Annotated in this window: 4 protein-coding genes and 1 pseudogene; 2 read left to right on the forward strand and 3 right to left on the reverse strand. The window is 64.4% G+C overall.

From position 1 onward, the window contains the following. Positions 1–207: 207 nt before the first annotated feature. Positions 208–2,427: a choice-of-anchor F family protein gene (locus tag AKL02_RS15125; protein ID WP_083076161.1), complete on the forward strand. Its 2,220-nt coding sequence runs from the start codon at positions 208–210 to the stop codon at positions 2,425–2,427. A gap of 535 nt (positions 2,428–2,962) precedes the next feature. On the opposite strand, the pseudogene AKL02_RS15130 reads toward AKL02_RS15125, so the two are convergent. Both AKL02_RS15130 and AKL02_RS15135 read right to left on the reverse strand, forming a co-directional pair. Next, positions 2,963–3,151 (reverse strand): annotated as a pseudogene (locus tag AKL02_RS15130) (transposase); the annotation flags it as partial. 59 nt (positions 3,152–3,210) lie between these two features. After that, positions 3,211–4,364 (reverse strand): IS3 family transposase gene (locus AKL02_RS15135; protein ID WP_408648098.1). Its coding sequence is split into 2 segments (ribosomal slippage): positions 3,211–4,112 and positions 4,112–4,364, totalling 1,155 coding nucleotides; the frame shifts between segments, so codons are not numbered across the junction. A 259-nt stretch (positions 4,365–4,623) separates the two neighbouring features. Here AKL02_RS15135 and AKL02_RS15140 point away from each other — a divergent pair. Beyond that, positions 4,624–5,508: a DMT family transporter gene (locus tag AKL02_RS15140; RefSeq protein ID WP_083076155.1), complete on the forward strand. Its 885-nt coding sequence runs from the start codon at positions 4,624–4,626 to the stop codon at positions 5,506–5,508. Between the two features lie 692 nt (positions 5,509–6,200). On the opposite strand, the gene AKL02_RS15145 is transcribed toward AKL02_RS15140, so the two are convergent. Further along, positions 6,201–24,116, reverse strand: coding sequence for a leukotoxin LktA family filamentous adhesin (locus AKL02_RS15145; RefSeq protein ID WP_165756937.1), 17,916 nt, complete (start codon positions 24,114–24,116; stop codon positions 6,201–6,203). Between the last annotated feature and the right edge of the window lie 61 nt (positions 24,117–24,177).

Below are 24,177 nucleotides of genomic sequence, written 5' to 3' on the forward strand. Positions count from 1 at the left end.
CTTTAACCGGACTACAAATTCATTGATGCAAATCAACGAATGCGTGCAAGGGTAACATTAGTGTGATTGCCGAAGCCCGTGCGAGGGAACTTCAGAAACGCGCCGAGGCAAACGCACGGACATGTCGTCAGTACGATCGAGTGAAGAGTCGTTTGGTTCGCGCGCAGATTTTGTCGTGGCGATGGCCTTGGGGAATGGGGATAAAGAATGTCGAATACACTACTCACAAATTTGAAACGCACCGTAGCACCCGCCGCTTTGCTGCTGTGCCTCGGGAATCCGGCCTGGTCGGGCACCTTTGATGACGCACCCGTCATCAGCGTGACCGGCGATGGTCTTATCTTCTCCGATCCGGCGGAAGGCGTGCAGCCGCCCGGCCTCAAGGCCGTGACGGGGGAGGTCAACGCCGACTTTCCCAACACGAACAATCCGAAGGACATCACCAACTGCCTGATGGCGAACACGCCGGATTTCACCTGCACGGCCCCTCCCGGCTCGGGCAAACGGGTTAAGACGCAGCTGACCGGCCCGACGCCGATGGATATCATGCTCTCGACGCAATCGAGCGGCGACATCACCGAATACTACACCTACGGCAAGACGTCGAACCTCACCGGCGCCCGCATTATCGCCTTCAAGGTGCAGCTCGGCACCGGCTCGGGTGACAGCTTCACCCCCTTCGACCCGAGCGATCCCCAGACCGCGGCACTCTTCGATCCCGATTACATCTCGAAGTTCAACCTGCCCGACGGGCTCTTCGGCGATGGCGGTCAGGAAGAGGCAGGCATCGGCTTCTTCGACAGCACCTCCGCCGAGATGACCATTGCGAACAACGCCAACACGCTCGACGCGACGAACCTGTCGAATAGCGTTCTGGCCACCTATTTCGGCAACTCGCTGATCGACAACAGCATGCTGCCGAAAGCGATCTTCTGGGACGCGACCGGTACGGCCGTCGCCTCGGACGAGGCCCAGCTCATCGCGTGGTACAACCTGAGCGCCGGCCAGTGGCAATATGGCAATCTGGGCGTCGACAGCTCGACCTATCTGGATGACAAGCTGCAGGCGATGGCCGACTCGCTGGGCGTGACGGTCGCGGATCTCGGCTATACCGGCGGCGGCGCGGTGCCCGCCGATATCGTAGCAGCGATGCAGGCCAATGGCCTCTATACGCAGGACGTGGTCGAGGATCTTCGCAACCTCAACCTGAACTACATCATCGATCTCGGCGATGTCGCGGGCAACAACGTCACGATGCGCATCGCGCCGATCTTCGCGCCGATCGTCGAGCAGACGGCGACCCGCTACCAGTTCGCGACCGCCGGTCGTCTCGATGCGGCCGCCAACATCCCCTATCTCGATATCGGGAATGCAGAGACCTATCAGAGCGCGATCAGCGACATCATGGCGATCACGGATCCGGTCGCACGCAACGACATGCTCGAGACGACGGGCTACAGCTTCCTGCCCGCCTTCGGCGCTGTCGGCTTCGAGTTCGGGCAGAACATCACGAAAGGGATCGGTCGTCCGGTTGCGCAGGCGCAAAACGGATCGGTCACGCTTTCGACGATGGGCGGGCCGACCTCGTGGAAGATCGGGGACGACACCTATGCCTTCGTCTCGGCGGGGGCCCAGAAAGCCAATTACGACCGCACCACCAATGCGATCGGCTATGACGTCAAGTCGCATTACATGATGCTGGGCGGCGAGAAATTCGTCGGCAATCAAGTCTCGGTCGGCGTCTTCGGCGGCTACTCGGACGGCACCTCCGATGCCGATCAGAGCCGCGGCAGCATCGATGGCTCCGGCGGCTTCGTCGGTGGCTTCGTGCGAACAGCCTTCGGCAATGGCGGCGCGGCGCAGTTCATGATCGGCTATCAGGATCTTTCCTACGACATGAGCCGCAATGTCATGGGATCCACCGCACGGGCGAGCACGGATGGCCATCAGGTCTTCGGCGCGATCGATGCCGAGTACATGTTCGGCCAAGATCGTCTTCGCTTCGGCCCGACGGGTTCGCTCGAAATGTATCACCTCTCGGTGGACGGCTTCGACGAAACCGGCGCGGGCGCGTGGAACCTGTCTGTCGGGGATCAATCCGGCACCGTGACCGTCGCCTCCGCCGGGATGCGTGGCCAATATGCGCTGTCGTCGAGCGCACAGGCCCCGACGCTGTCCGGTGCGATCAAGTACAACAAGGTCAGCGGCGACGATCAGCTCGTTCAGACCGCTTTCGTCGGGCTGCCCTCCAGCGCAACCCCGGTCGATGGCTTCGACATGAACTGGGTGACGGCGGATGTCGGGATCGACGTGCCGCTCAGCCAGACCGGGACGTTCTCCTCCAGCCTGCATGCCGGGATCTCGGGGACCTTCTCGAACAACTATGAGAGCCACGCGCTGCAGGTTTCCTTCAACGCGAAGTTCTGAGCGCGAAGTTCTGAGCGCTCACAGGCCTAAACGAAGACACCGCGGCGCTTTTCGGCGCCGCGGTGCATTTTAGAGGCTCCAAAAGAAACCAGTCGTTTCAAGTTTTACCCGGCTCCTCAGGCTTCTGATGATCTCGTCCTACAGTAGTTTCGCCCAGGTCGCGTTCTGCAAGCACAACGAGCCATCGATGTCGGGCTATCAACAAACCCGCTCCAGTAATTGGCTGGGATCGGATTGAAGGTCCGCTTGGCGCCGGAAGGCCATGTCGTCCTGCCCTGGACGCTGCGTCACCGCATGACCGGTTCAAGCCCAAAGTGCAGTTATCCCCAAAATCTGGGGGCAGAATTGTGGAGAGGAGCTGTAACGTCCAATGGCGCTTCGAAGGATTCTGACGTGCTCAAATATTAGGCGCTTTCTGATTTCCCAGGGAGCTTTTCATCCAGCAAGCCGGAGACTGGCAGTTCCACTCCGGTCGATCCGCCGACCTTCGAGAATGACGCACATTCTCTCTCGATCAGCCTGCGCATCCCGCCACAACGGCTTTGAGGCGGGCTTTGGGAATACGAAATTGCTGACACTCCATGCCACCATACTTGGCCTTGAACTTGTAAAAGGTCGCCGGGCTGAGGCCATGCATGCGGCACACATCAGCTGTCGGCATGCATGCCTCCTGCTCCTTGATCATCCCGATAATCTGCGCCTCGGTGAAACGGCTTTTTCGCATTCGTCTGCTCCTTCAGAGTTTGAGCTACTCCCCGTCTCTTGGACAGGATCTGGCGTAATTTAAGCTACTCGTTGCACCTGCTGACCGGGTTGGTTGATATCATTTCTCTGCCAATAGACCAGCGCCGGTGGCTTGCCGCCGAGGGCTGAGTGAGGGCGCTGGTGGTTGTAGAAGGTCATCCATTTCCGGATCGCCGCCCTTGTCTCCGATCCTGTCTCCCAGGCATGCAGGTAGACGCACTCGTATTTCAGGGTGCGCCACAGCCTCTCGATGAAGATGTTATCGAGAAACCGGCCTTTCCCATCCATCGAGATCTTCACGCCCGACCGGCGGAGCCGATCCGTCCAAGCGAAGGAGGTGAACTGAGAACCCTGATCCGTATTCATTATCTCGGGCGGCCCGAACTTGTGGATGGCCTCGTTCAGCGCCTCGACACAGAAGTCGGCCTCCAGCGTGTTCGAGATCCGCCAGGCCAAGACCTTTCGCGTGTGCCAGTTCATGATCGCGACGAGGTATAGAAACCCGCGCCTCATGGGCAGGTAGGTGATGTCCGAGCACCAGACTTGGTTCGGGCGATCCACTCGCAGACCTCGCAGCAGGTAGGGATAGGTCTTGTGGCCCTTTGCGGGCCTGCTGGTGTTGGGCTTCTGGTAAATCGGCATCAGCCCCATCAGGCGCATCAGTCGCCGTATCCGCTTCTCGTTCACCAAGTGTCCGTCGTTACGCAGATGCCAGGTCATTTGCCGGACGCCGAAGAACGGGGTCTCCAGGAACTGCTCGTCGATCCGTCGCATCAGGCCGAGGTTCTGTTCGGTCTCGCCCTTGGGGGTGTAGTAGAAAGACGAGCGCGCGATCGACAGCAGCTTGCACTGCTGGCCGATCGACAGGTCCGGGTGGTCAGGCTCGATCATGCCGCGCCTCACTTCCCGCCCCAGGGCTTCAGCTTTCGTTCCAAAAAAGAGTTGGCCACCGCCAGCTCCCCGATCTTGGCGTGGAGCTCCTTCACCTGCTCCTCGTCGATCTCGGGCTTCTTGCGGCCCCCGCGCTCGAACACGCCGGACGCGCCTTCGAGCAGGGCCCGCTTCCATTGATGGATCATCGTCGGATGCACCCCGAACCGGCTCGCCAGCTCGGCCGCTGTCTCTTCACCCTTCAGGGCTTCCAGCGCGACCTTTGCCTTGAACTCGGGCGCGTGCTGCTTGCGTTGCGACATCTCTGATCTCCTTCTCGTCGAAGATCAGCAGACTGCAAATCGTAGCTTATGTCAGTGTCCGAATTTCAGGGGGTAGCTCACCCCAAACTGCATCCGAATAATCGAACAACGTTTGCCCCCGCCTTGAGCGGCCGCGGCTTTCGCCAAGCCCGAAGGCGACCCCCCAAAACCATGTCGCGCTTTCCGCGCTCCCTTCGGCAGTGTAGGTCTGGTTTGTTTGAACCCTCCGTGTAGGGCTGGTCCATTCGGGGAGGTGACGATGAGCTCTGCGATTTCCAACGTGCCGCGACCTTATACGCAAGGCATCTTCCTGATGTGCATGGGCGTGGCCTGTCTGAGCGCCAATGACGCCTTCGCGAAAGCACTGACCGCCGGCTATTCTCCCCTGCAGATCCTATTCCTGCGCAACGTGATCGCCCTGCCGGCCACCATCGTGATCGCGCTGCTCTTCGGTGGTCCCAAAGCCTTGCGGTCACACCGGCCGCTTGCGCATTTGCTGCGCGGTGCGCTCTGGGTTGGGGCCGCAATGATGTTCTTCACCAGCTTCATCCATCTCGGTCTGGCAGAGGCGACCGCGCTCATCTTCGTCGCCCCCTTCTTCATCACCGTGATTTCAGCCGCTTTCCTCGGGGAAGAGGTCGGTTGGCGGCGCTGGCTCGCCGTGCTGGTCGGGTTTCTCGGGGTTCTCGTGATCATCCGCCCGGGCGGCGCGACGTTTCAGCTGGTGTCACTGCTGCCAGTCGCGACGGCACTTGTCTATGCGCTGCTGATGCTCAGCGCTCGTTGGGTGGACAGCCGCGAGAGCGTGTGGACTTTGCTTGTTTACCTGACGGGCGCAGGCGCGCTGCTAAGTGCGCTGATCGTGCCATTCGTCTGGGTGCCGGTCCGATCTGAGGATCTCTGGCTTTTCGCTGGGCTCGCGGTATTCGGCACCGCCGGGATGACGATGATCACGCAAGCCTTCCGTTTCGCACCTGCGGTCGTCGTGGCGCCTCTGGATTACACCGGTTTGCTCTGGGCGACGCTCTTTGGCTGGCTCATCTGGCGTGAGAGCCCCGATGCGATGACGATCGTGGGGGCGGCGATCATCATCGCGAGCGGCGTTTTCACTATCTTTCGTGAGCAGAAACAGGCCAGCGACTGAAGCACAGTATGCCATTAAGAAACAGGGTATTGAGCGCTCCGGGCTACCCTTGACGAAATGCTGCGAGTCGACTGGTAAAGGCGATTGAATTTATCTGGTTAGGACACGCACGCGTGGCCGGTCGCGACACTGCGCATTGGACAACCAGGCCCGTGCCGCTGACGCAGGTCCGCTTCGAGCCCCTCCACGGAATTCGCACTGTGCACGTTTGAAGCGGCTGCAGAATTTCCTGGGCCGCTGTATATGATGAAGTAACTTGACGTCGGCGGCTGGAAAATCGGCGCGAACAACTCCTTAAAGAAGCCGCCGGTCAAATACCTACATGACGAGCGACGGAACCAGAAGGCCGGAGCAGATTCCTGCCAGACCCAACCAGATCGTGCGACTGCCCAGCTCGGCCGCGCCGAGTGCAATTGTCTCTGCCGGTCGGACACGCCGTTTCGCCCTTGTCGAGGAGAGACGAAGGGCGGTTTCGAACTGCGGCGCGGCCACACATCCGCTTCGAGCCCTTGCGGTCCCGGCTGCCCGTCACATCCAAGGCGGAGGCAGGTCGAGCAGAAGCAGCGTCACACTTCGACCGGACTCGCTACGCCGCGCGCGCCAAGGCGCTGACGACAGAGAACGACCGGCATCAGCCGCTGCCGCGCAAACGGGGCCGCAATTGCGCCCCCGTTTATTCGAAGAGCCAGGCCTCACTCGGCTGAAGAGACCACCCAAGTCACGCGCGGCTCTTCCTTCTCGGGCTGCGTGCTCGGCAGGCGCATGATCTGTCCCGGAGTCGTGACGCCCGCACCTGCGCCCGACGTGGTGAAGGGGAAACCCAGCAGGTCGGTCTCGACGCCGACATTGAAGCCGAAGCCCTGCCCACCATTGATCCCTGTGCCCGCGAGGCGGCGGTTCAACACCAGCCCCTCGGTGACGTTCAGGTCGATCCGGTTGGACTGGCTGAAGCTGTATTTGCCCGCATTGATCGCCAGCGTCTGCGCATCCGCCACGGTCGAGAGCTTGTCATAGACCGCCTGCGCCAGCACCGAGAAGCCCTGCTGGTAGAACCAGACATCGCCGCCGATCACCACGTCATAACCATTGAGCACCGGCCCGGCATGGCTGACGGAGCCTGTCGTGATCCGCCCTCGCACGAGGTTGAGCGTGCCGCGCGCCCGGTCGCGGCCACCCAGACGTCCGCGCACGTCATCGAAATACTGCGCTTCCGGGATGAACAGCACCGGGCCGTCGCCGATCGAGCTCACATCGACCTGCGCCGCCATGCCGTCATCATGCCCGTCGAGCGTCAGCGCGAGCGCGTCCGCCGGGGTGACGTCGTAGAGATAGGCGTCGATATTGTCGGCATGCAGCCCGAGCGTGTCGCGCACGTTCAGCAACCCCGCATAGAGGGAGGAACCCGCGTTGCGCGCTCGCAGATCGGCGTTGTTCGGCGCTTGCGCCTCGCGCTGACCGTAGAGCTCGGGATGAATCAGCTGCAGCGTCTGCTCGTCGGCCAGATCGACCGTCGCACCGCCGAGGATGGTCACGCGCAACGCATCATCTGCGGCCAGCGTCAGATCGGTGCGCGCGCCGAGCACTCCGAGGGCCATCTGACCGCTGGCCGAGTCCAGTTTCAGTGCGCCGTTTTGCGACAGTGCGAAGCCCGCGCGCAGATCGCCCGCCGTCTCGGTGTAGGTCACGTCGCCGTCAGCATAGAAATGGCCTGTCGCGCCGTCGGACATGTCGCCCATGAAGGCCGTCCCCGTTTCGCCGGTGATCGCGCCATTGAAGGCGAAGAGCCGCAAATCGCCCCCCGCAAGCTGCGCGCCGTCCGAGCGGATATCGCCCCGCCCGGCCGAGATAACGATCGGCGAGGCCCCACCGGCTGCGATATCGCGCACCGTGATCGGGCCGCCTGCATAAAGGTCGATCAAGCCGTCATTCGTCTGCAGCCGATCCAACCGGATCGCGTCGCGCTCGTTGAGATGCATCGCGCCAGTGGCGACTGTCGCGGTGACATGATCGAAGGCCACCGGCAACCCGTTCGGGCCGATCGGCGTCATCGACCCGAGGGTCAGGACCGTCCCTGCTCCCGCTGCGTTCGCTTCGAACACGGTGCCGCTCTGGCCCGAGGCGATCGAGAGCGCGCCCTTGACCCCGACGATCAGCGCCGGGTCGGCAGTGCTTTGCGTCACCACATGCGCTGCAACCATGTTGCCCGCGACGTCGAGCCCGATCGTGCCGGTGCCCGCGTCGATCGAGGTGCCGGCCGCCTGTTGCAGCAGCCCTGCGGATTTGATCGAGATCGCCCCGTCATGGCTGAGGATATCGGCATTCGCGACAAGGCTCGTCACGCCGAGACCGATCGCCCCGCCCTGCGTGGTGATCCCCGGACCGCTCAGCAGCGTCAGCGGTGCATTGACCGAGGTCAGCGCGATCGCCCCCGTGCCGCCCGCGGTGACTTGTTCGAAATCGGTCGCCCGGTCGCTCAGCGCGAGACGGATATCGCCATCCACGGTCGCGGCGTAGAGGCTGCCCGTGGTCAGGCTAAGGGGCGTAACACTCCCGATCGTGCCGCTCGCCGTGAGCTTGGTGCGCTTCGCCACGATGCGGCCCTCGGTAAAGGAGGCGGCGTCGAGGCGCACCTCGTCCGGCGAGGTGATCGTGCCGATGGTGAGCGCCCCGCCCACAGTGATGTCGGTGGGCGAATCCGCCGTCATCTGTGTCAGCGACGCGATGGTCAGATCATCCGCCTCTCGCATCCATAGCGGCGTCGGATCGGTACCGGTCGCTGTGTAGTTGAACGTGCCGAGCGCGGTCTCGAAGCGCCTGGTTGCGCTGCCGACCGGCCCGCCGGTGACGAGCGAGAGCGTGCCGCCCTTCGCATCCGTGCCGCTCGATGCGGAGGTGTCGAGGCCAAGCGCGGTCTCGAGTTCCAGCGTCGAGCCCGTGCCGAAACCAAGGGTATCGGTACCGGTGAGGGACATGAGCCCGTCGGTCGTGATCTTGCCGCCGCCCGCGATCCGGGCCGAGGCAATCGGCAGATCGCCGGTCGCACTCAGCCAGGCGTCGCCTGCGGTGGTGGTCACGTCGAGCGCGCCGCCATTCGCCGTATCGGTCAGCGTGAAGGGCAGTGCGACCGCGCTGGTGCCGATAGAACTGCCGGTCAACTTCAGGCTGCCCGCACTGATCCGCACAGCGCCGGTGGCCAGTGCATCGGTAATCGCACCGGTCGCGCTGATCCGCACAGGGCCGGGCGCATAGGCCTCTGCCAGCGGCAGGTCGCCCGTCGCTGCGATATTTACCTCGACGCCGGAGCGTGCGGTCAGCATACCGCCGGTGCGCACCTGCACGGTGAGCGGGTTGGTTTCGGTCGCGATCGGCGCGGTGTTGCCACTCTCGAGCACGATGATCCGCCCGGTCACCGCCGGATTGCCCGAATGAGCGTCCGACATCGTCCCGTCGAGCTTGATCGTGACATCGCCCGCGGCGTTGACTTCCTTGATCGCCGCCGCAGTCTCCGCGCCGAGGAACACGTCCGTCCCGAGCGCGTCGGCGTTCAGCGTGCCGACCGGCGCGCCGGCGGTATCCAGCCCGGTGAAGGCGAAGTTCAGATCTTCGGCACGGCGCACCACGACCTTGCCATCCGAGGTGAAGGTGAGATCGGACGGTTCAGCCTGCGACAGAACCAGCAGGTCCTGCGTCAGATCGTTGCCCGCGCCGACGGTATAGGGATCGAGCATCTCGCCGATCGTATCCGAGGCCAGAAGGTTGATGTCCTTGTAGGCATTGATGTTCGGGTCTTCGATCCGGGTGTTGGTATCCCCGGTCCCCTTGATCAGCCCGGCGCGGATCCAGTGCTTGAGTTCATCCGTGGTCCAGCCGATCCCCTGAAGCACCGCCGCCCGATCATCCGCCGTCGGCGTGTAGGTGAAGCTGGTCTGCTCGACGGTCTCGTTGTTCCACTCGGCATAGAGACCTTGCTGCTGCGAGATGTAATCGTCGAGCTGCGCCTGCGTCCATCCGCTGTTGAGCAGCGCCGTCTGATCGGAGGCGTCCATCGTGTAGCTGATCGAACCGCCACCCGCGTCGGTACGCGCTTTCCAATAGGCCCTGTAGTCATGCTCGCGGCTCGCGGCGAGCGCATCGAGCTGCTGCTGGGCGCGGGCATCCTGCGCGACCGTGTCGTCGAGGCCCATGTCCTGGGTCCAGAGCTTCGCAAGCTCGCTTTCGGAGCGGATATCGCGGACTTCGATATTGTTGCGGTCGAGGATCGAACCGTTGAACGCGGCCAGCGTCGCCGATCCGGTCTGCGCGGTCACGCTATGGACCGGCAGATCGCCGCTGCGAGCACCGATCACGACGTCCTTGTTCGCCGTCGCGTCGAGCACGCCACCATTCAGCGACACCCAGACCGGGGCGAATGCGCTATCCAAGCTGCCGATATTCCCATTAAGCGAGATCAGGTCGACCGAGGTCGCGGTGACCGCGCCCGTGCTCTGATCCGCCATCTTGATATCGCCATCGGCAAACAGCTTCACGGTGCCGGTGATCGCCGCATCGGTATTGGCCGGGCGATCCTTCGCCTCGACATTGCCGATCGTCATCGAGCCCGACATCTCGCGGATATTCACGGCGCTGCCGCCCACCGCGGTCAGCCTCGACCCTTCGGACTGATCGACACGGAACGCGCCCGAAACGCCCCCGATCCGGCCGTTCTCGGCGCTGATATCGAGATTGCCGAGCGTCGCGGTAATTTGGGGACTGGCGGTCACGACGGAACCGTTATCGGACGTGATATTGGTATCACCAACGAGGTTCGAGACCGTCTTTTTGAAGATCACATCACCGCCCGAGGTGATGTTCAGCGCGCCGGAATCAGACCCGCTGAAGACGATGTCGATCGGGTAATCGGCCCGCAAGCGATGCTTGTAGAGCACGTTCGCCGTGGAGGTCTCTGACCAGGTCTTGTAGACGTCCCCGATCCCCAAAACCCGCTTGTCGTCGGTCGTCACGGCGCCTTTCACGTTGCTGTAGCTCGTGCGCTCGCCGGTGAAGCCGTAACTGTAATCGCCGCCGTTGATCGAGGTGTTCTCGGAGGTCACGTAGGCGCCGCTCGCGCCGAACACGACGTCCGGGTCGAGCTTGGTCACCTTCGCAGGGTCGGACTTGCTTTTGATGTCCTTCGAGAACGGCGCCCAGAAGTAAAACGTCTTCTGGGTGTAGTTCGTGACCTGCGTTATGATCTCGGATTGCAGCAGCACCATGTCGCGGTTCAGAACCGGCTGGTAGCTCGCACTGCGCCCGCTATCGACCGTGCTGGAGTTCACCAGCGTCGTCGGCACGATGCGCGTCACCGAAACGGCGTCCGCCCCCTCGCCATAGGTTTTCGTGACGGAGTCGTAGGTCGAGGAGTTGTCATAGACCTTCAGCGTCTGACCGATGCGGCGATATTCGGTGATGAGATTGTTGCCCGCCGCCGTCTTCTTGAGCGGGTCGGTATCAGTGATCCGCACAAGTCCTTCGAGCCCCTGCCCGTTCGCACCCGCCTCGCCGGTATCGACCCGGTCGAACACCACCGGGAGCGACGTCTTGTTGGTCACGTTGATATTGCCGAATCCGTCAAGCGACTCGATCCTGCCTGCGCCGGTCGAGAGGATCTGCCCGGTGATCTCCACCGTGCCCCCCTTGACGATCATCGGAGAAATCGTGATTGCGCCGGTCTGCACGCCCTCGGCATTCGTCGCGGTGGGGTCATATTTCACCCAGACATCATTGGCGCTCACATAGGGCTTGCGCACGATGTTGTTGTTCACCGGCTCGGAGGGATTGAACAGCACCGTCGGCTGGGTCGTCGAGAAGCTCGACAGATCGGACAGGAGGCCGTCGTCGATGGTGACGTCGTAGCTGCCCACACCCGCCTGGATGAGACCGTTGATGTTAAGCTGATCGGCGGTGATGTAGACATTCGCGCCCGCCTTGATCGAGCTTTGACGCGGCTCGATCGTGAAGTCGGGAACCGAAGGTGTCGGAAGGCTGATCGAACTGCCATAGCTGGCCGTCATCGAACCGCCGTCGTAGCCGCTGACGTCGAAGCCGCCTGCCAGATAGTCCCGCACGACATTGTCGACCTTATTGAAGTAACCGGCATAGATCGAGCGCGGCTCGCCGCCCTCGTTGCGCAGTCCGGGCGTGTAGCCCTGGGTGAAGTTGCCCCCGGCACTCAGATTGATCGTCTTGGCCGAAATATCGGCGCGCACGTCGAGGTCCCCGAAGTTCGAGTTGACCAGAACGCTGCCGTCGAGGTTGGTGATCGCACCGTTCAGCGTGATCGAGCCGTTGCCGTAGGTGACGAGCTCGATCTTGGATTCCCCGGCGTCATTGCCCGAGATCATCTTGTAGTCGATCGGAGTGCCCTTGGGATTTGCGAGCCTCTGCACATCGTCAGGCGTGGTCACCGAGACATCGTTGAAATAGATCCGGCCCCCGTCGGACGAGGGAATCTCCATGCTACCGGCATTCACGAAGGCGTCGGAATAGACATGCACGACGATCTGCGCGTTGCCCGGCGCGTCGAGCGTGCCCGTAGAGCTGCCCTGAACCGTATCGGCGCGCATGTAGATACTGCCACCGGAGGCGCGGATATCGGGCAGGTTGATGAAATCGACCGTGCCGGTGTTGGTCGAGTCGAGACGGCTCGCCAGCGCTTCGATTTCCGCTTTCCACGCGGTGACCGCCTGCGTGTCCTTGCCCAGGATCGGATCATCGATCTTCGCCTGAAGCTCCGCAATCCGCGAGGCGAGCTCGTTCTGCACCGTGCCCTGCGTGATCATTGCCTGAATCTCGGGATCAGGATTGCTCGGGTCGTTCAGGATGCCGTCTGCATTCTCGTTCGTGTAATTGACTGTCTGGCCCTGCGAATTGACGTAGCTCTCCGAGCCGTTGTCGAGATGGTTGTTCTCATCGAGGATCAGGATCTGCTTGTTGCGCGATCCCGCGCGGACGTAGCCGTTCACCTCGATCATGTTCGCACCCTTGTCGGTGGAGGTGCCGCTCTCAATATCGAGGCTGACCGGATCGCCGCCGAAGGCCTCGCTCAGCGCCGAGCCGATTGCCGCGGCGACTTCGCGATAGAGATCCTTGCCGCGGCCATAGCCCAGCACATCTCCGCCCCCGCGCTCGGCGAAGACATAGACGTCATGCACGGCCGCGACGCTGGCGCCGGTGCCGACGCTGACGCGCTGGTTCATGTTGGCGGTCGCATCCGCGCCCGGCGTGCCGTTGATCGGGAAAGCGGTCTTGTTGAAGACCCGCGTTTCGGCATTCACATCGACCTTCTGCGCCCCTTTCGAGGTATAGCCGGCGCGCAGCCCGATATCGGTGAAGGATTGCAGATCGGCACCCGAGGTCAGGCTGATCTTGTTGTCGGCATTATAGGTTGCCACGGTGTTGCCCGAAGCCGCGCCTGACAGGCCGTAAGAGGTGGTATCGACCTCGGATTTGATGTTCGCGTCGCCCCCGGCATAGACGTCGAGATCGTCCATCGCGAGCAACTTTGCGCTGCCGATGGTGACATGGGCGGTATTGGTCTGAATATCGACCGTGCTGTTGCCGTTCGGGCTGGCGATGGCGCCACCGGAATCGAGCTTGAGCCGGTCTAAGAAGACCATGTTCGTCGAGGCGCCCAGATCGAAGGTCTGCCCGCCATCGGCGACGCCGCTCTGCAGCAGCATCGCGCCGTCACTGATGTTCAGATCGGTGGACGCATTCACGGTGACGAAGCTGCGCATCGCGGCGACGTCGATCGCGCCGCCCGAGCCCGACACGAGATTGTAGCCGTTATCGGGGCGCTTGAAGGTGGTATCCGCGCCGATTTCGATATTGCGCGCGGCGATCGTCGTGTTCCCGCCCAGCGTCAGCGCGGTCGCAGCGCCGATCGTGTTGCGGCTCAGCGCCCCGGAATAGCCCACCGCCGCCGCGCTCACGGTATCCACGGAGCTGGCAAAAGTGGCGTTTTGCGCCGAGGTGATCTGGAGCCGGTCGGTCGCAGTGATCACCGTCGTGCCCGCGGTGCCGATGTCGAAGGTCGATTTCGTATCGGTCGTGACATGGGTCTCTGCGCCCGAGCCGGAAACGAGACCGCCCGAGCCGGAATCCGCGCCCGCACTGATGTCGGGGGCATTGCCCGCGCCGAGGGTGACCACTTTGCCCTTGAGGACCGCGTTGTTGATCGAGAAAGCCACATCGCCGCTGTCGCCATTTGCCGTATCCTGCCCGGCATAGGCGAGCGTCACGCCGACGGCCACCGCGCCGCCGCTGCGCCCGGTCGCGAAGGCGTCCACCTTCACGGCGCTCGCATCCGCGCTGAGCGAGATCGCGTTCGTGGCGGTGAGGTTGCCGGTCAGCGTCGAGGTGATGCCGTAGCTCGAATAGGCATGTGCCGCCGCGCCGTTGCCGCTCAACAAGCCGCCCGATGTCGATTGCGCCTTCGCCTGGCTCGTCATGCGGCCATCGGTGCGCTTGATCTCACTATTGATCGTGATGTCGCTTGCAGTGACATTCGCGGCGAACAGGGTGGTCACGTTCATATCGGCGCGCGAGGTCGCGACCCCGGCCCCGATCGAGACGCCTGCCGCGACCGAGATGCCATGCGCCTCTGCGAACGCAGCGCCGCCATTGGTGTTCTGCAGGTCGAAGGCCCCGCCCGCATTGACCGTCGTACGCAGGACGCTGACGGCGCTATTGCCCAGATTGGTGCCGCTCACGACGACGGAGTTGCCCGATCCGGCAAGCCCGCCCGAGCTGCCCGAACCCTCGGCATGGGCCGAGGTGCCGTCAGAGGTCTCGAGCGAGATCTTGCCCGCGCTGCTTTTCAGGTTGTTCAGGCTCGCGCCCGACCGGCCGATGGTGATCGCGCTCGTCCCTTCGCTCTTCGCGCTCGAGACTGCGACGCCCACGGCGCCGACAAGACCGCCGGTAATATTGGTCGTGACGGTCTTCACCTCGCCCGCACGATCGGAATTGATCCCGATGCTGTAGCCCGAGACCGAGACACCCGCGCCCATCTGCACCGAGGCGCCCGCATTGAGTGTAGCCACGGTGACGCCCGCGCCACCGGTATAGCCGCCCGAGGCGGCCACGGTAGACGCCGAGGCGTCGATCACGTTGCCATCGTCGCCGCCATAGGTCTTGGCCCCCAGCGTCACCGCACCGCCCGCGCTGAGCGTTGCGCCATCCTGCAGCGTCACCGCCGCGCCGGTAGAGACATTGGACACCACGATCCCGCTGGAGGCGCCGCCGAAGATCGAACCAGCCCCCGCGCCCGCCACTTGCGACAGATCGGTCTTTGCATGGCTCGTCAGCGACAGGTCGCCATTGGTCAGCAAGGTCGCGGAGCCGATCTCGACACCGACCTGATCGCTGCCCGTCGCGTCCGGGTTCAGATGCTGACGCGCGTTGACGATCTGGCTTTGCGTATCGCTGGCGCCGGCGAACCCGATGATCGAGCCTCCGGTATTCTGACGATCCTGTTCGGTCGCATTCGAATCCAGCCCGCCGCTGCCGCTCTGATCGCTTGTCAGCTCATCGTTGATCGACGCCATCGCCTTCGAGAGATTGCCGCTCTCGTCATCGGCGGCTCCGCCCAGATCGGTCACCGAGATCGCAGCCCCGACCGCAATCGCGCCTGCGCCGATCGAGACCACCGTCGAATTCAGCGTCCGCTCGGAGGTCGCCGATAGCGTGATCCCATCACGCCCGACGCCGCGCGCGCCGTTGGACGCGTCATTTGCCTTCAGCACCGCGCCATCGCCGACGGTGACTTTTGTTGTCCCCTGAAGGCTCGCGAAATCGAGGCTCGCCCCCACGCCGAGAGCCCCGCCGCCGATCGAGCCCGCGACACCGGTCAGATCGGCGGTCTCATTCGCGGTCAGGCTCAGCTTGCCGCCCGCAGTCAGTTCCTGATCGTCGCCGACGGCAACTTCCGTCGTCGCGCGATCCACCACGAGATTGGCCGAGAGCGCGACACCCGCACCGCCGGCAGCGCCGGCCCCGGCATAGCCCTTTTGCAGAAGCTGCGTATCCGCCTTGGCGGTCAGGTCATTACCCGCATCCAGCCGCGCGATACTGCCCGCACGGCCCGAGCCGACGGAGACTTTCGACGTGCCGTCTGCCACGGTCACCTGAATCGCGCCGCCGACAGCCACCGCGCCGCCCGAGCCGCCGCCCGTCATCGAATAGAGATCATTATCGATCAGCGTGTTCAGGCTCAGGTCGCGGCCCGCATCGAAGGAGCCGCCGTTGATGCCGATCTCGGCGGTCGAGTTGAGGACATTCACATTTGCATTGCCGGAGACGCCGACGAAGCCGCCACCGATCCCCGCGACAAAGCTCGTGAGAGTGGATTTGCTGGTCGCGCTCGCCGCGATGCCACGGGCCGCTGCCACCTGCGCGTCATAGGTCTCGACCTTCGCCGCCGAGGTGACAACCGTGGTGCCCGCGCTCGCGCCGACGCCAGCGGCACCACCCGCCGCGACATTGACGGTATAGAGCGCGGAGTCGTTCGTGGTGTCGGCATTCAGCGTCACATCCTGCGCGCTCGCCGCCGTGTCGCTGCCGATATCACCGGAGAAATCGGTGTCGTAGCGCGGGTTGAGCCGCACCAGATCGCTGCCCTGTTCGGAGCCAAGCTGCACCAGTGCCTCGTCATCGATCAGGTTCATCCCGAAGAGCGCACTGACACCGGCCACGCCACCGACCGATCCGTTCGCGGTCAGCATCGAAATGCCGCTGCGCGCCTGCGCATTCATCGCAAGCCCGGTGGTCGTCTGCGCGGTGCCGCCGACATCGGTCCAGTCGATCGCCTCCTGCCCAAGTGCGACAACCCGCGCATCGTCGAGGATGCGGGCCTTCACCCGGTTCTGGATCGTGTTGACCGAAGCCGAGACGCCGACACCCGCCGTCGCCCCGCCCGAGATCGAGAGGTTCACATCGGGCGCTTCGTTGCGCGCATCGGTGGAATCGGCGGGTTTGCTCTCATCCGAGCCGCCCAGCAGCGTGATCGACGTCGTCGATTGCGCGTCGATCAGCAGCGAGCCGCGCGTCGCGATGTCGGAGCCGTAGCGCGTCGGCGCGGCCAGACCGCTCGTCGCATCGACGAGCGAAATCGGCCCGCCCTGCACCACCGCCTCGACGGTATTCGCGGCCGTGTTGTTCACGCCAGAGCCGGTCACGCCGACGGTGCCACCCGCGCCCGAGATCGCGTTGCCGTGGAAAGTGGTATTCTGATAGGCGCCGAGCGAGGCGTTATGTCCCGCGCGCAGCGTGCTGGAGGTGATATCGGCGCGCACCGTCTGCGCGGAATTGTTGATCGCGATGCCAAGCCCGACCGAGGCCCCGCCGGATGCGCTGATGGAGCCTGCATTTGCGGTCAGCGAGGGGGTCGAATGGGCCGCCAGCGCCATCGTCCCGACCTGCGCCTCCGAGCGGCGCAGTCCGGCATAGACCTCGCCGTTGGCGACATTGACCGCGAAGCTGCCCGCGAAGGCGCCCGAGCCGCCACCACCGACCGCGGCGGAAAGCGCCTCGAGCGTCATCTGCTGATCGGCATCGATCGTCAGGGTGCCCGCCAGCGAGAGCGGCGCGTTCGTCGTTGCGCTTTCATCGAGTTTGCGCGCGAGGATGGCGGCGTCTTCGACCGCGGCTTCCGTATCGTCCGACATCACGTTGACGACGATCGCGCCGCCCGCGCCCGCCTGCCCGCCGATCCCGGCCGAGCCCGCCAGCGCCTTGATCGTGCCGGTCTGGGTCGTGGTCACGGAGACATCGCCGCGATCGGTGCGCAGCGCCGCGCGCGTGCCCGACCCGCCATTGCCGCGGATATGGGCGTCGGCCTGACGGTTCATCACGTTCACGAGGATCGACCCCGCCGCGCCGACGCCGCCCGAGAAGCCGCCGGAAACGGCCGCCGTCTCGATCGTGCCGGTCTGGGTCGCGCCGACCGCAAGGCTCGGCGCCTGGGTCTCCGCATCGGTGGGCAGGACCAGCTCTGCCTCGGTCTTGGCGAACAGCAGGTTGACGCCGATCCCGGCCCCGACGCCCGCACCCGAGCCGCCGATCGCGACCGCTCCGGCGAGCGAACGGATCGTGCCGGTGGTCGATGCGTCAATCGTGGTCGCGGGAAGCGCGGGGGGCGCGCCCGAAAGCTCGACCCGGGCACGCGTGACCGCATCCGCATCGAGCGTCAGCGCCAGTTGGCTTGCGTCGAAATCGGGGGCGTTGGTGGTGTCCGCGACGCTGGTCGCAAGTTTCGTCAGCGCGTTATCGCGAAGGCTCGCAACCTCGCTCTGCGCACCACCGACCGGATCTTCGCTCGCCGGTCCGGGCAGCGGATCGACGCTCGGGCCATCCGTGCCGGGCTGACCGATCTGGGCATAGACCACCGAGCCACCGACCGCGGCCTGCCCCGAAGCCGCACCCGAAACGGCGATCGCGTCGATCCCGGCGGTATCCTCCGCCGTGACGCTCAGGGTGTCGCCCGTCACCGCATCGCTTGTGATCAGATCGGCGGTCGTGCCGCCGTGGATCGAGGCCACGCTCAGCGCCACGCCCACCGCGGTCGCGTCACCCGCTCCGGCAGCGGAGCCGGAGAGGATCGAGATTTGCCCCGTGCGCGTCGCGCCGAGCGAAATCGCCCCGGTGCCCGCGTCGATCGCGGTGTTGGTCGCATCCACGGCGGTCGTGTTGCCGATATCGCCGATCGCGAGAGAGCCCGCCACGGCCGTCGGACCTGCCCCCGTCAGCGTCAGGCCGACCGCGGCCGATTTGAGCGTCGAGCCGTTCGTCGCGCCCAGCGTCACGCCCTCGCCCGATAGCGTCGCGCCATTCGTCAGGACGCCGGTGTCATGAGCGATGAAATTGGCCGAGATCGCGCCGCCGACGCCGCTGCCGTTCGCACTCAGCACCGCGCCGCCCGCGAGGCTCTCGATGGTGCCGGTATCGTCGGCATTCAGGCTCAGCGCGCCACCCGCGTCGAGCGTCGCGCCGAGGCTCGAGATCTGCGTCGTCGCGGTCGAGACGTTCACCGTCACCGCGCCGCCGAGCGAGGTATCGCGCGACGCGCTCAGCGCCACCGCCGCCGACCGGATCGTGCCGGTCGCCGTCGCCGTGGCCGAGATCGCCCCGGTGTCGATCGTGCTCAGGTTCGCATTGGCGAGATTGATGCTCGTGGTGTTCGCGGTCAGCAGGTTCAGCGTGCTCGCGAAGCCGCCCGCGCTGCCGTTCGAGGCGGCTGCACCACCGCCCAAGCTGTTGATTTCACGCGAATTCGTGGCCGTGAGCGCGATGCTCTGCGCCTCCAGCGCCTCGGTGCCAGCCGCCGACACTTCCAGCGTGGCCGAGATGTTGTTCGCCGACAGGCCCACGCCCGCCGCCGTCTGCTGGTCGGACACCCCGCCCGCCACCGCGATCGAGGAGATCGTGCTCGACCCGTCAGCCACCATCGTGATCGCACCCGTGCCGCCGGTGCCGCCCTGCCCGTTCACCTTCGCATCGGTCAGCGTCGCGCCGGAGGTCGAGGTAATGACATTCACCGTCGCGGCCCCGCCCACGGCATTGTCGCCATTGGCCAGTGCCCCGCCGAGAGAGAAGATCGTGTTGGCTTCGGTCACGTCGACATTGATCGAACTGGCCGAGATGCCCATCCGGTCAGATCCGGCGCCATTCCCGGTCACGTCCGCGCGCGCGCCGCCGGTGATGTTGTTGACCGAGATCGAGCCCGCGATGCCGGTCTTGCCCTTCCCGGCCGAGACGCCGAAGCCATAGATCGACTGCGTGCTGTCGGCGGTGATGCCGAAGGCGCCGGTGTCGATGGTGCTTGCGCCGGTGATCGAGGCACCCGCGCTGCGAGTCACGGTGTTCACGGCGATGCCGATCCCCACGCCCGACCCCTTGGTCTTGTCCATATTGATGCCGACCGCGCCGCCGACGGACACGGTGGTCGAGCCGTCGGTCGCGTTCACGCTCAGCGCGTCCGAGGTGATCGACGCATCCTTCACCGTCGCCGTGGAGCCCCCGTCGAGCACCGCGACCGCAACGGACCCGGCCAGAGCGATATCGCCGCGCGATGTCCCCGCGCCGCCCACGGCCACGTTGACGACCGTCGCGTGATCTTCGGCGCCGATGGTGACCGCGCCACCCGCGTTGATCGTGGCGCCGGTCACTTCCGAACGCAGCTCGCGCGTGTCGACCATGACCGAGAAAGCGCCCGCCAGTGCATTCGTATCCTGCGCTTTGCCGAGACCCGCCGAGACGGCCCCGCCGCCCGCGATCTGAAGCGCCGTGTTCTTTGCGGTCTGAGTCAGCTCCGCACCCAGCTCGATCTTGCCTGCGGTGTTGAGCGCCGCGACCGTCTCGTTGCCGAGCGAGAGGTTGAGTGAAGCGACCCCGGTGACCGCCCAGCCGGTTTTCTGCTGATTGCCCTCACTGTCCGCCGGTGTCTGCAGGTTCTGCTGATCGTTGACCGCCTGATCCTCGTCATCGGCAAAAAGCCAGGACGGGATGATCATGTCGTCCTCGTTCGAGCCGTCCTGGTTCGTCGTGCCGCCCGTCGATTGCGGATCGTCCTGCTGGGCCGGCTTGCCCTGCACCTTGGAGCCCGCGACGCCGACCACGACATCGGTCGTGGCGTTTTCGGCAGTGATCGCCAGGCTCTCCGCATCGATGACCGTATTCCCCGTTCCGCTCAGGGCGGAGGTTTCATCCGCCGGACCGATCCCGGCCCAGACCTTGCGGCCCGAGATATTCAGGCCCGCCGAGGCCCCGACGCCCAGGTTCTCCGACGCCGAAATCGCGCCCGCGGCCGCCCATTCGACGGATTCGTCCTTCGCCGAGATCGCGACCGCGCCGCCCGTTATCGACGCATCATCTCCGATCCGGGCAACGGTTTGCGCATGCGCGATATTCGTGGCCACGGTGGCGTTGACCGCCGTTTTCGTGCCCTGACCGCCCGAGAAGCTCAGGATGCCCGCGATGTTGCGGGTATAGGCATCGACATTGACCCCGTTCGTTACGGCATTCACCTCCGCGCCGGACTCGATGACGGAGGAAACTTCGCTGCCGATCCGGTCGATATTGATCCCGACGCCGATCGCCCCTTCCGCGTCGCCCTTGAGCGGGTTCGACTTGGGCAGGTTCGCGAGATGGAGGAACAGGCTCTCCTGGCGCGACAGCACGTTGAGATCGCCCGAAAGGTTCAGCACCGCGCCGTTACGGACCACCGCATCGGTCGTGTTGTCAGTGTTGAAGACATTGGCGGTGATGCCGATCGCGAGCTTCTGCTGATCCTCGGGCACGACCGGGCGCGAACCGTCTTTCGGCATCGGCGCCGTCGCTTTGGATTTCACGTCCGTGGTGATGAAGTTCAGCGGGTTGATCGTGTCGATCAGGCCGGGCGCGTCGGGCGGCGTCAGCTGGGTGGGATCGCTCGGATCGCTGGGCAGTTCGGTATAGTCGGTGATCTGGCCGACGAACTGGGTCCACTTGTCACGGATATCACCCAACGGATCGGCATGCGGGAAACGCGTCACCGATTGCACTGTCGCGGCCGCTGCGTTCACCGTGGCATCCTTGCCGATCTCGGCCTGGGTCTTGCCGCTCATCGTCGAGACGGACCCGGTCAGCATCAGCGCCTGGGAATATTTCCCCATCAGCTCGTCCTGGGTGATCTGGCTGCTGGGATGCTTCGCATTGTACTTGTCGAGCGCGCGCTGCGCCGCGAAGTTCAGCTTCCCGAACGCCGCCGAGACCGAACGCGACAGCGAACTGCCGCCCTCGGTCGGCCCTGCGAAGCGATAGGCCGAATTGACCGAGACGGGTTGCCCGGTCGCAGTGACGAGAGTCGTGCCAAGCGCCGTCAGCGCATCGACGTTGCTGAAGTCGTGGTAATCGCCACCCAGCGTCGCAAAAGTGTTGTCATTGTCCACCTGCACGTCGATCGCGACGCCGAAGCCGATATGGGCGGGGCGGTTCGGATCGACCGGTTTACCCTGAAGCTGGCCCTGTGCGCTCGGGATCGCTTGCACCATCGGGTTGTTCGCCGCGCGTTTCTTTCCGATCAGCTTGCTCGGATCGGCCACACCCATCGTCGCGGTGGTGGCATGGACCTTGTTGAAGAACAGCGTCTCGGCATCGAGGTTGAGCGCGCCGCCGGTCTTGATCGTGCCGCCAAGCGCGGCCTCGGTCGTCGATTGCGAGACATCGACGCTGATCGCCACGGCCCCGATCCCCTCGGTCCCGGCATTGGCCCCGGTAGTGATAGAATGCGATTTGCCGGTGAACGCGCCCGCATTGAGCGCGCCGGCCGAAGTCAGCGAACCGCCCTTGACCAGAAGCTGGTTCTTCAGTTCGCGCGTGGTGACCACGAGTGCGCCCGCGTAATCCTTCACCTTGCTCGCCGCAATCGAGACCGTGTGATCTTCGGATGCCGTGCTGGCGAGGCGGATATCGCCCGCCTTGGTCGTCAGAGAGCTACCATCGAGCAGCACCTGGCTTTCGACATTGCTGTTGGCCATCACGACCCCAAGCGCGTAGGCCTTGGGCGAGATCGAATAGGTGGTCTGGGCATGCGATTGCACGACGAGCGCATCGCTGGACGGATCCCAAGCGGAGGGCAGCTTCAGCGTCAGGCTATAGGGTGCGCCGCCGCCGATCAGGCTGCCGGTGATGTTGTCGACCACGTCCTGCGCGCTGCTGTTGAAATTCAGCTGCGGCGTCGACAGGAAGCTGTAGGTGTCCTCCAGAAGGCCCGTCGAACCGAGCTGGCCATTGTTCGAGGGCGTACCACTCGAAAGCGCCGTCGGCGTGATCGCCGTGTTCTTCCAGTTGCCATCCGCAGTCAGCTTGCTGTTGTTGATCTTCACATGCGATTGCGCATCGAGAAGCTGCACCTGCAACGGAATCATGCTGTTGATCGTCGTGGCGCCCTGCTGGATCAGGTTGCTCATCACCGTCAGACCGTTGTTGATCTGATCGGTCATCTGCTGTTCGGTGGTGCCGCCTTCGAGATTGTCGACCTGCTGCTCTTCGACGGTTTGATCGGTGCTGCCCAGCGTGTTCGAGACGGTCGCGACCGAATTCACGACGATCGAGCCCGATTTCAGATCGGCATTGTCGATGGTGATCGAGGCACTTTCGCTGTCGGGGTTGATCGCCCAGGCAATACCCGTGTTGAACGAGCGTGCCGAAAGCAGGATCAGCCCGCCGCCATCCGCGGCCGTGCTGTCCGCGCGCAGGGTGGTGCCGGATTCGACATTGATGTCCTGCGCGGCCACGAGGATCGAGCCCGCCGTGCCAGCTCCGGGATCGCCGGTGAGGGGATAGGCCGCATCGCCCGCCCGTGTCGAGATATCGTGGCTCAGCGTGACGTTCTTGTCGGCGGCAAAGACCAGATCGCCGCCCTTGGTCGTGATCTGCCCGGTGGTCGAGACATTCTGCCCGCGCAGGAAGACGGAGCCCGCCTTGCCCGTCGCACTCGAGGTGGACATGTCGAAACTGCCCCGCGCACTCAGATCGCCCTGCGCCGCCTGCAGCGGGCTGGTCACACCACCCGCGCGCAGCACGAAGGCACCGCCGTCGCCCGCCACGGAGGTGGCTTTCACGTCGAGGCTACTGCCCATCGCCGCGGAGCCTTCGGTGAACAGGAACACAGTGCCGCCCGCGCCCAGCGTCGTGCCGCTTGCCGAGACGTCGATCTTGCCGTCCACGGTCACGTCACCCTTGGCCTGGCCCAGCACGACCCCGCCGCCTTGAGACCCCACGAGATTGGTGCCGCGCTTGGCTGTGATATCGCTGCTTGCAGTTGTCTTCAGCGTGCCCTTGGACACGAGCCGGATCACCCCGCCCTGCGTGACCAGCCCCGCTGCCTGCGGCGTCCCGTCTGTATTCACCCCGACCGAGACCGGATCCACGGAAGTCGGATCCTCCACCTTAATCCGCCCGTTGAGCATCATGCCGAGACCGCCCGACCGCAACGCAAGCCGGGTTGCGTTGATCTGGCCGTCCACCGTGATCTGACCACCGTCACTCAAAGGCTCCGACCCCGCGAAAAGCTGCGCGGTGGGCGTGTCGACAGACGCAGTGAAATTGCCCTTCGCCTCGTTCGTCAGATCGTTGACGAAGCCGGGGGTGGGGGCGCTCATCGTCAACTGCCCGGCATTGATCGTGCCGGTGGAGCTGACCACGAACCCGTCCGAGTTCACGAAGAACACGTTGCTGCCCGTCGCGACGGGGGCAGCGCCGGGCGCCCCGAGGCCTGCATTCAAGGTGCCGTTGATCGCACTCTGTCCGCCGTTCACGATATTGACCAGCGCGCCGGTATTGACTGGCTGATAGACGTTGACCGTGGTCCCCGCGTTCACATTGAACTGGCTGAACGTGTTGAATGCGGTGCCATTCTGGATCGTCCCGGCGGTCACGTTCGTGGTGGTGCCGCTGGTGGTGACGTTGGTGCTCGTCGTCCCGTCCGCAACGACATCGGCGAAGGCGGGGAGCACGGCGAAGATCGCCGCCGAAGAGACACTGCTCAGCCACCCGAACCTGCGGACCACGCGGCGAAAGGTGGCGTTCATTTTGTCATTCCGGCGATACGTCATCGCTATGTCCCCATCTTCGAAGCGGCCCCACGCCGCT

This window comes from Thioclava electrotropha (genome assembly GCF_002085925.2).
Classification (GTDB): domain Bacteria; phylum Pseudomonadota; class Alphaproteobacteria; order Rhodobacterales; family Rhodobacteraceae; genus Thioclava; species Thioclava electrotropha.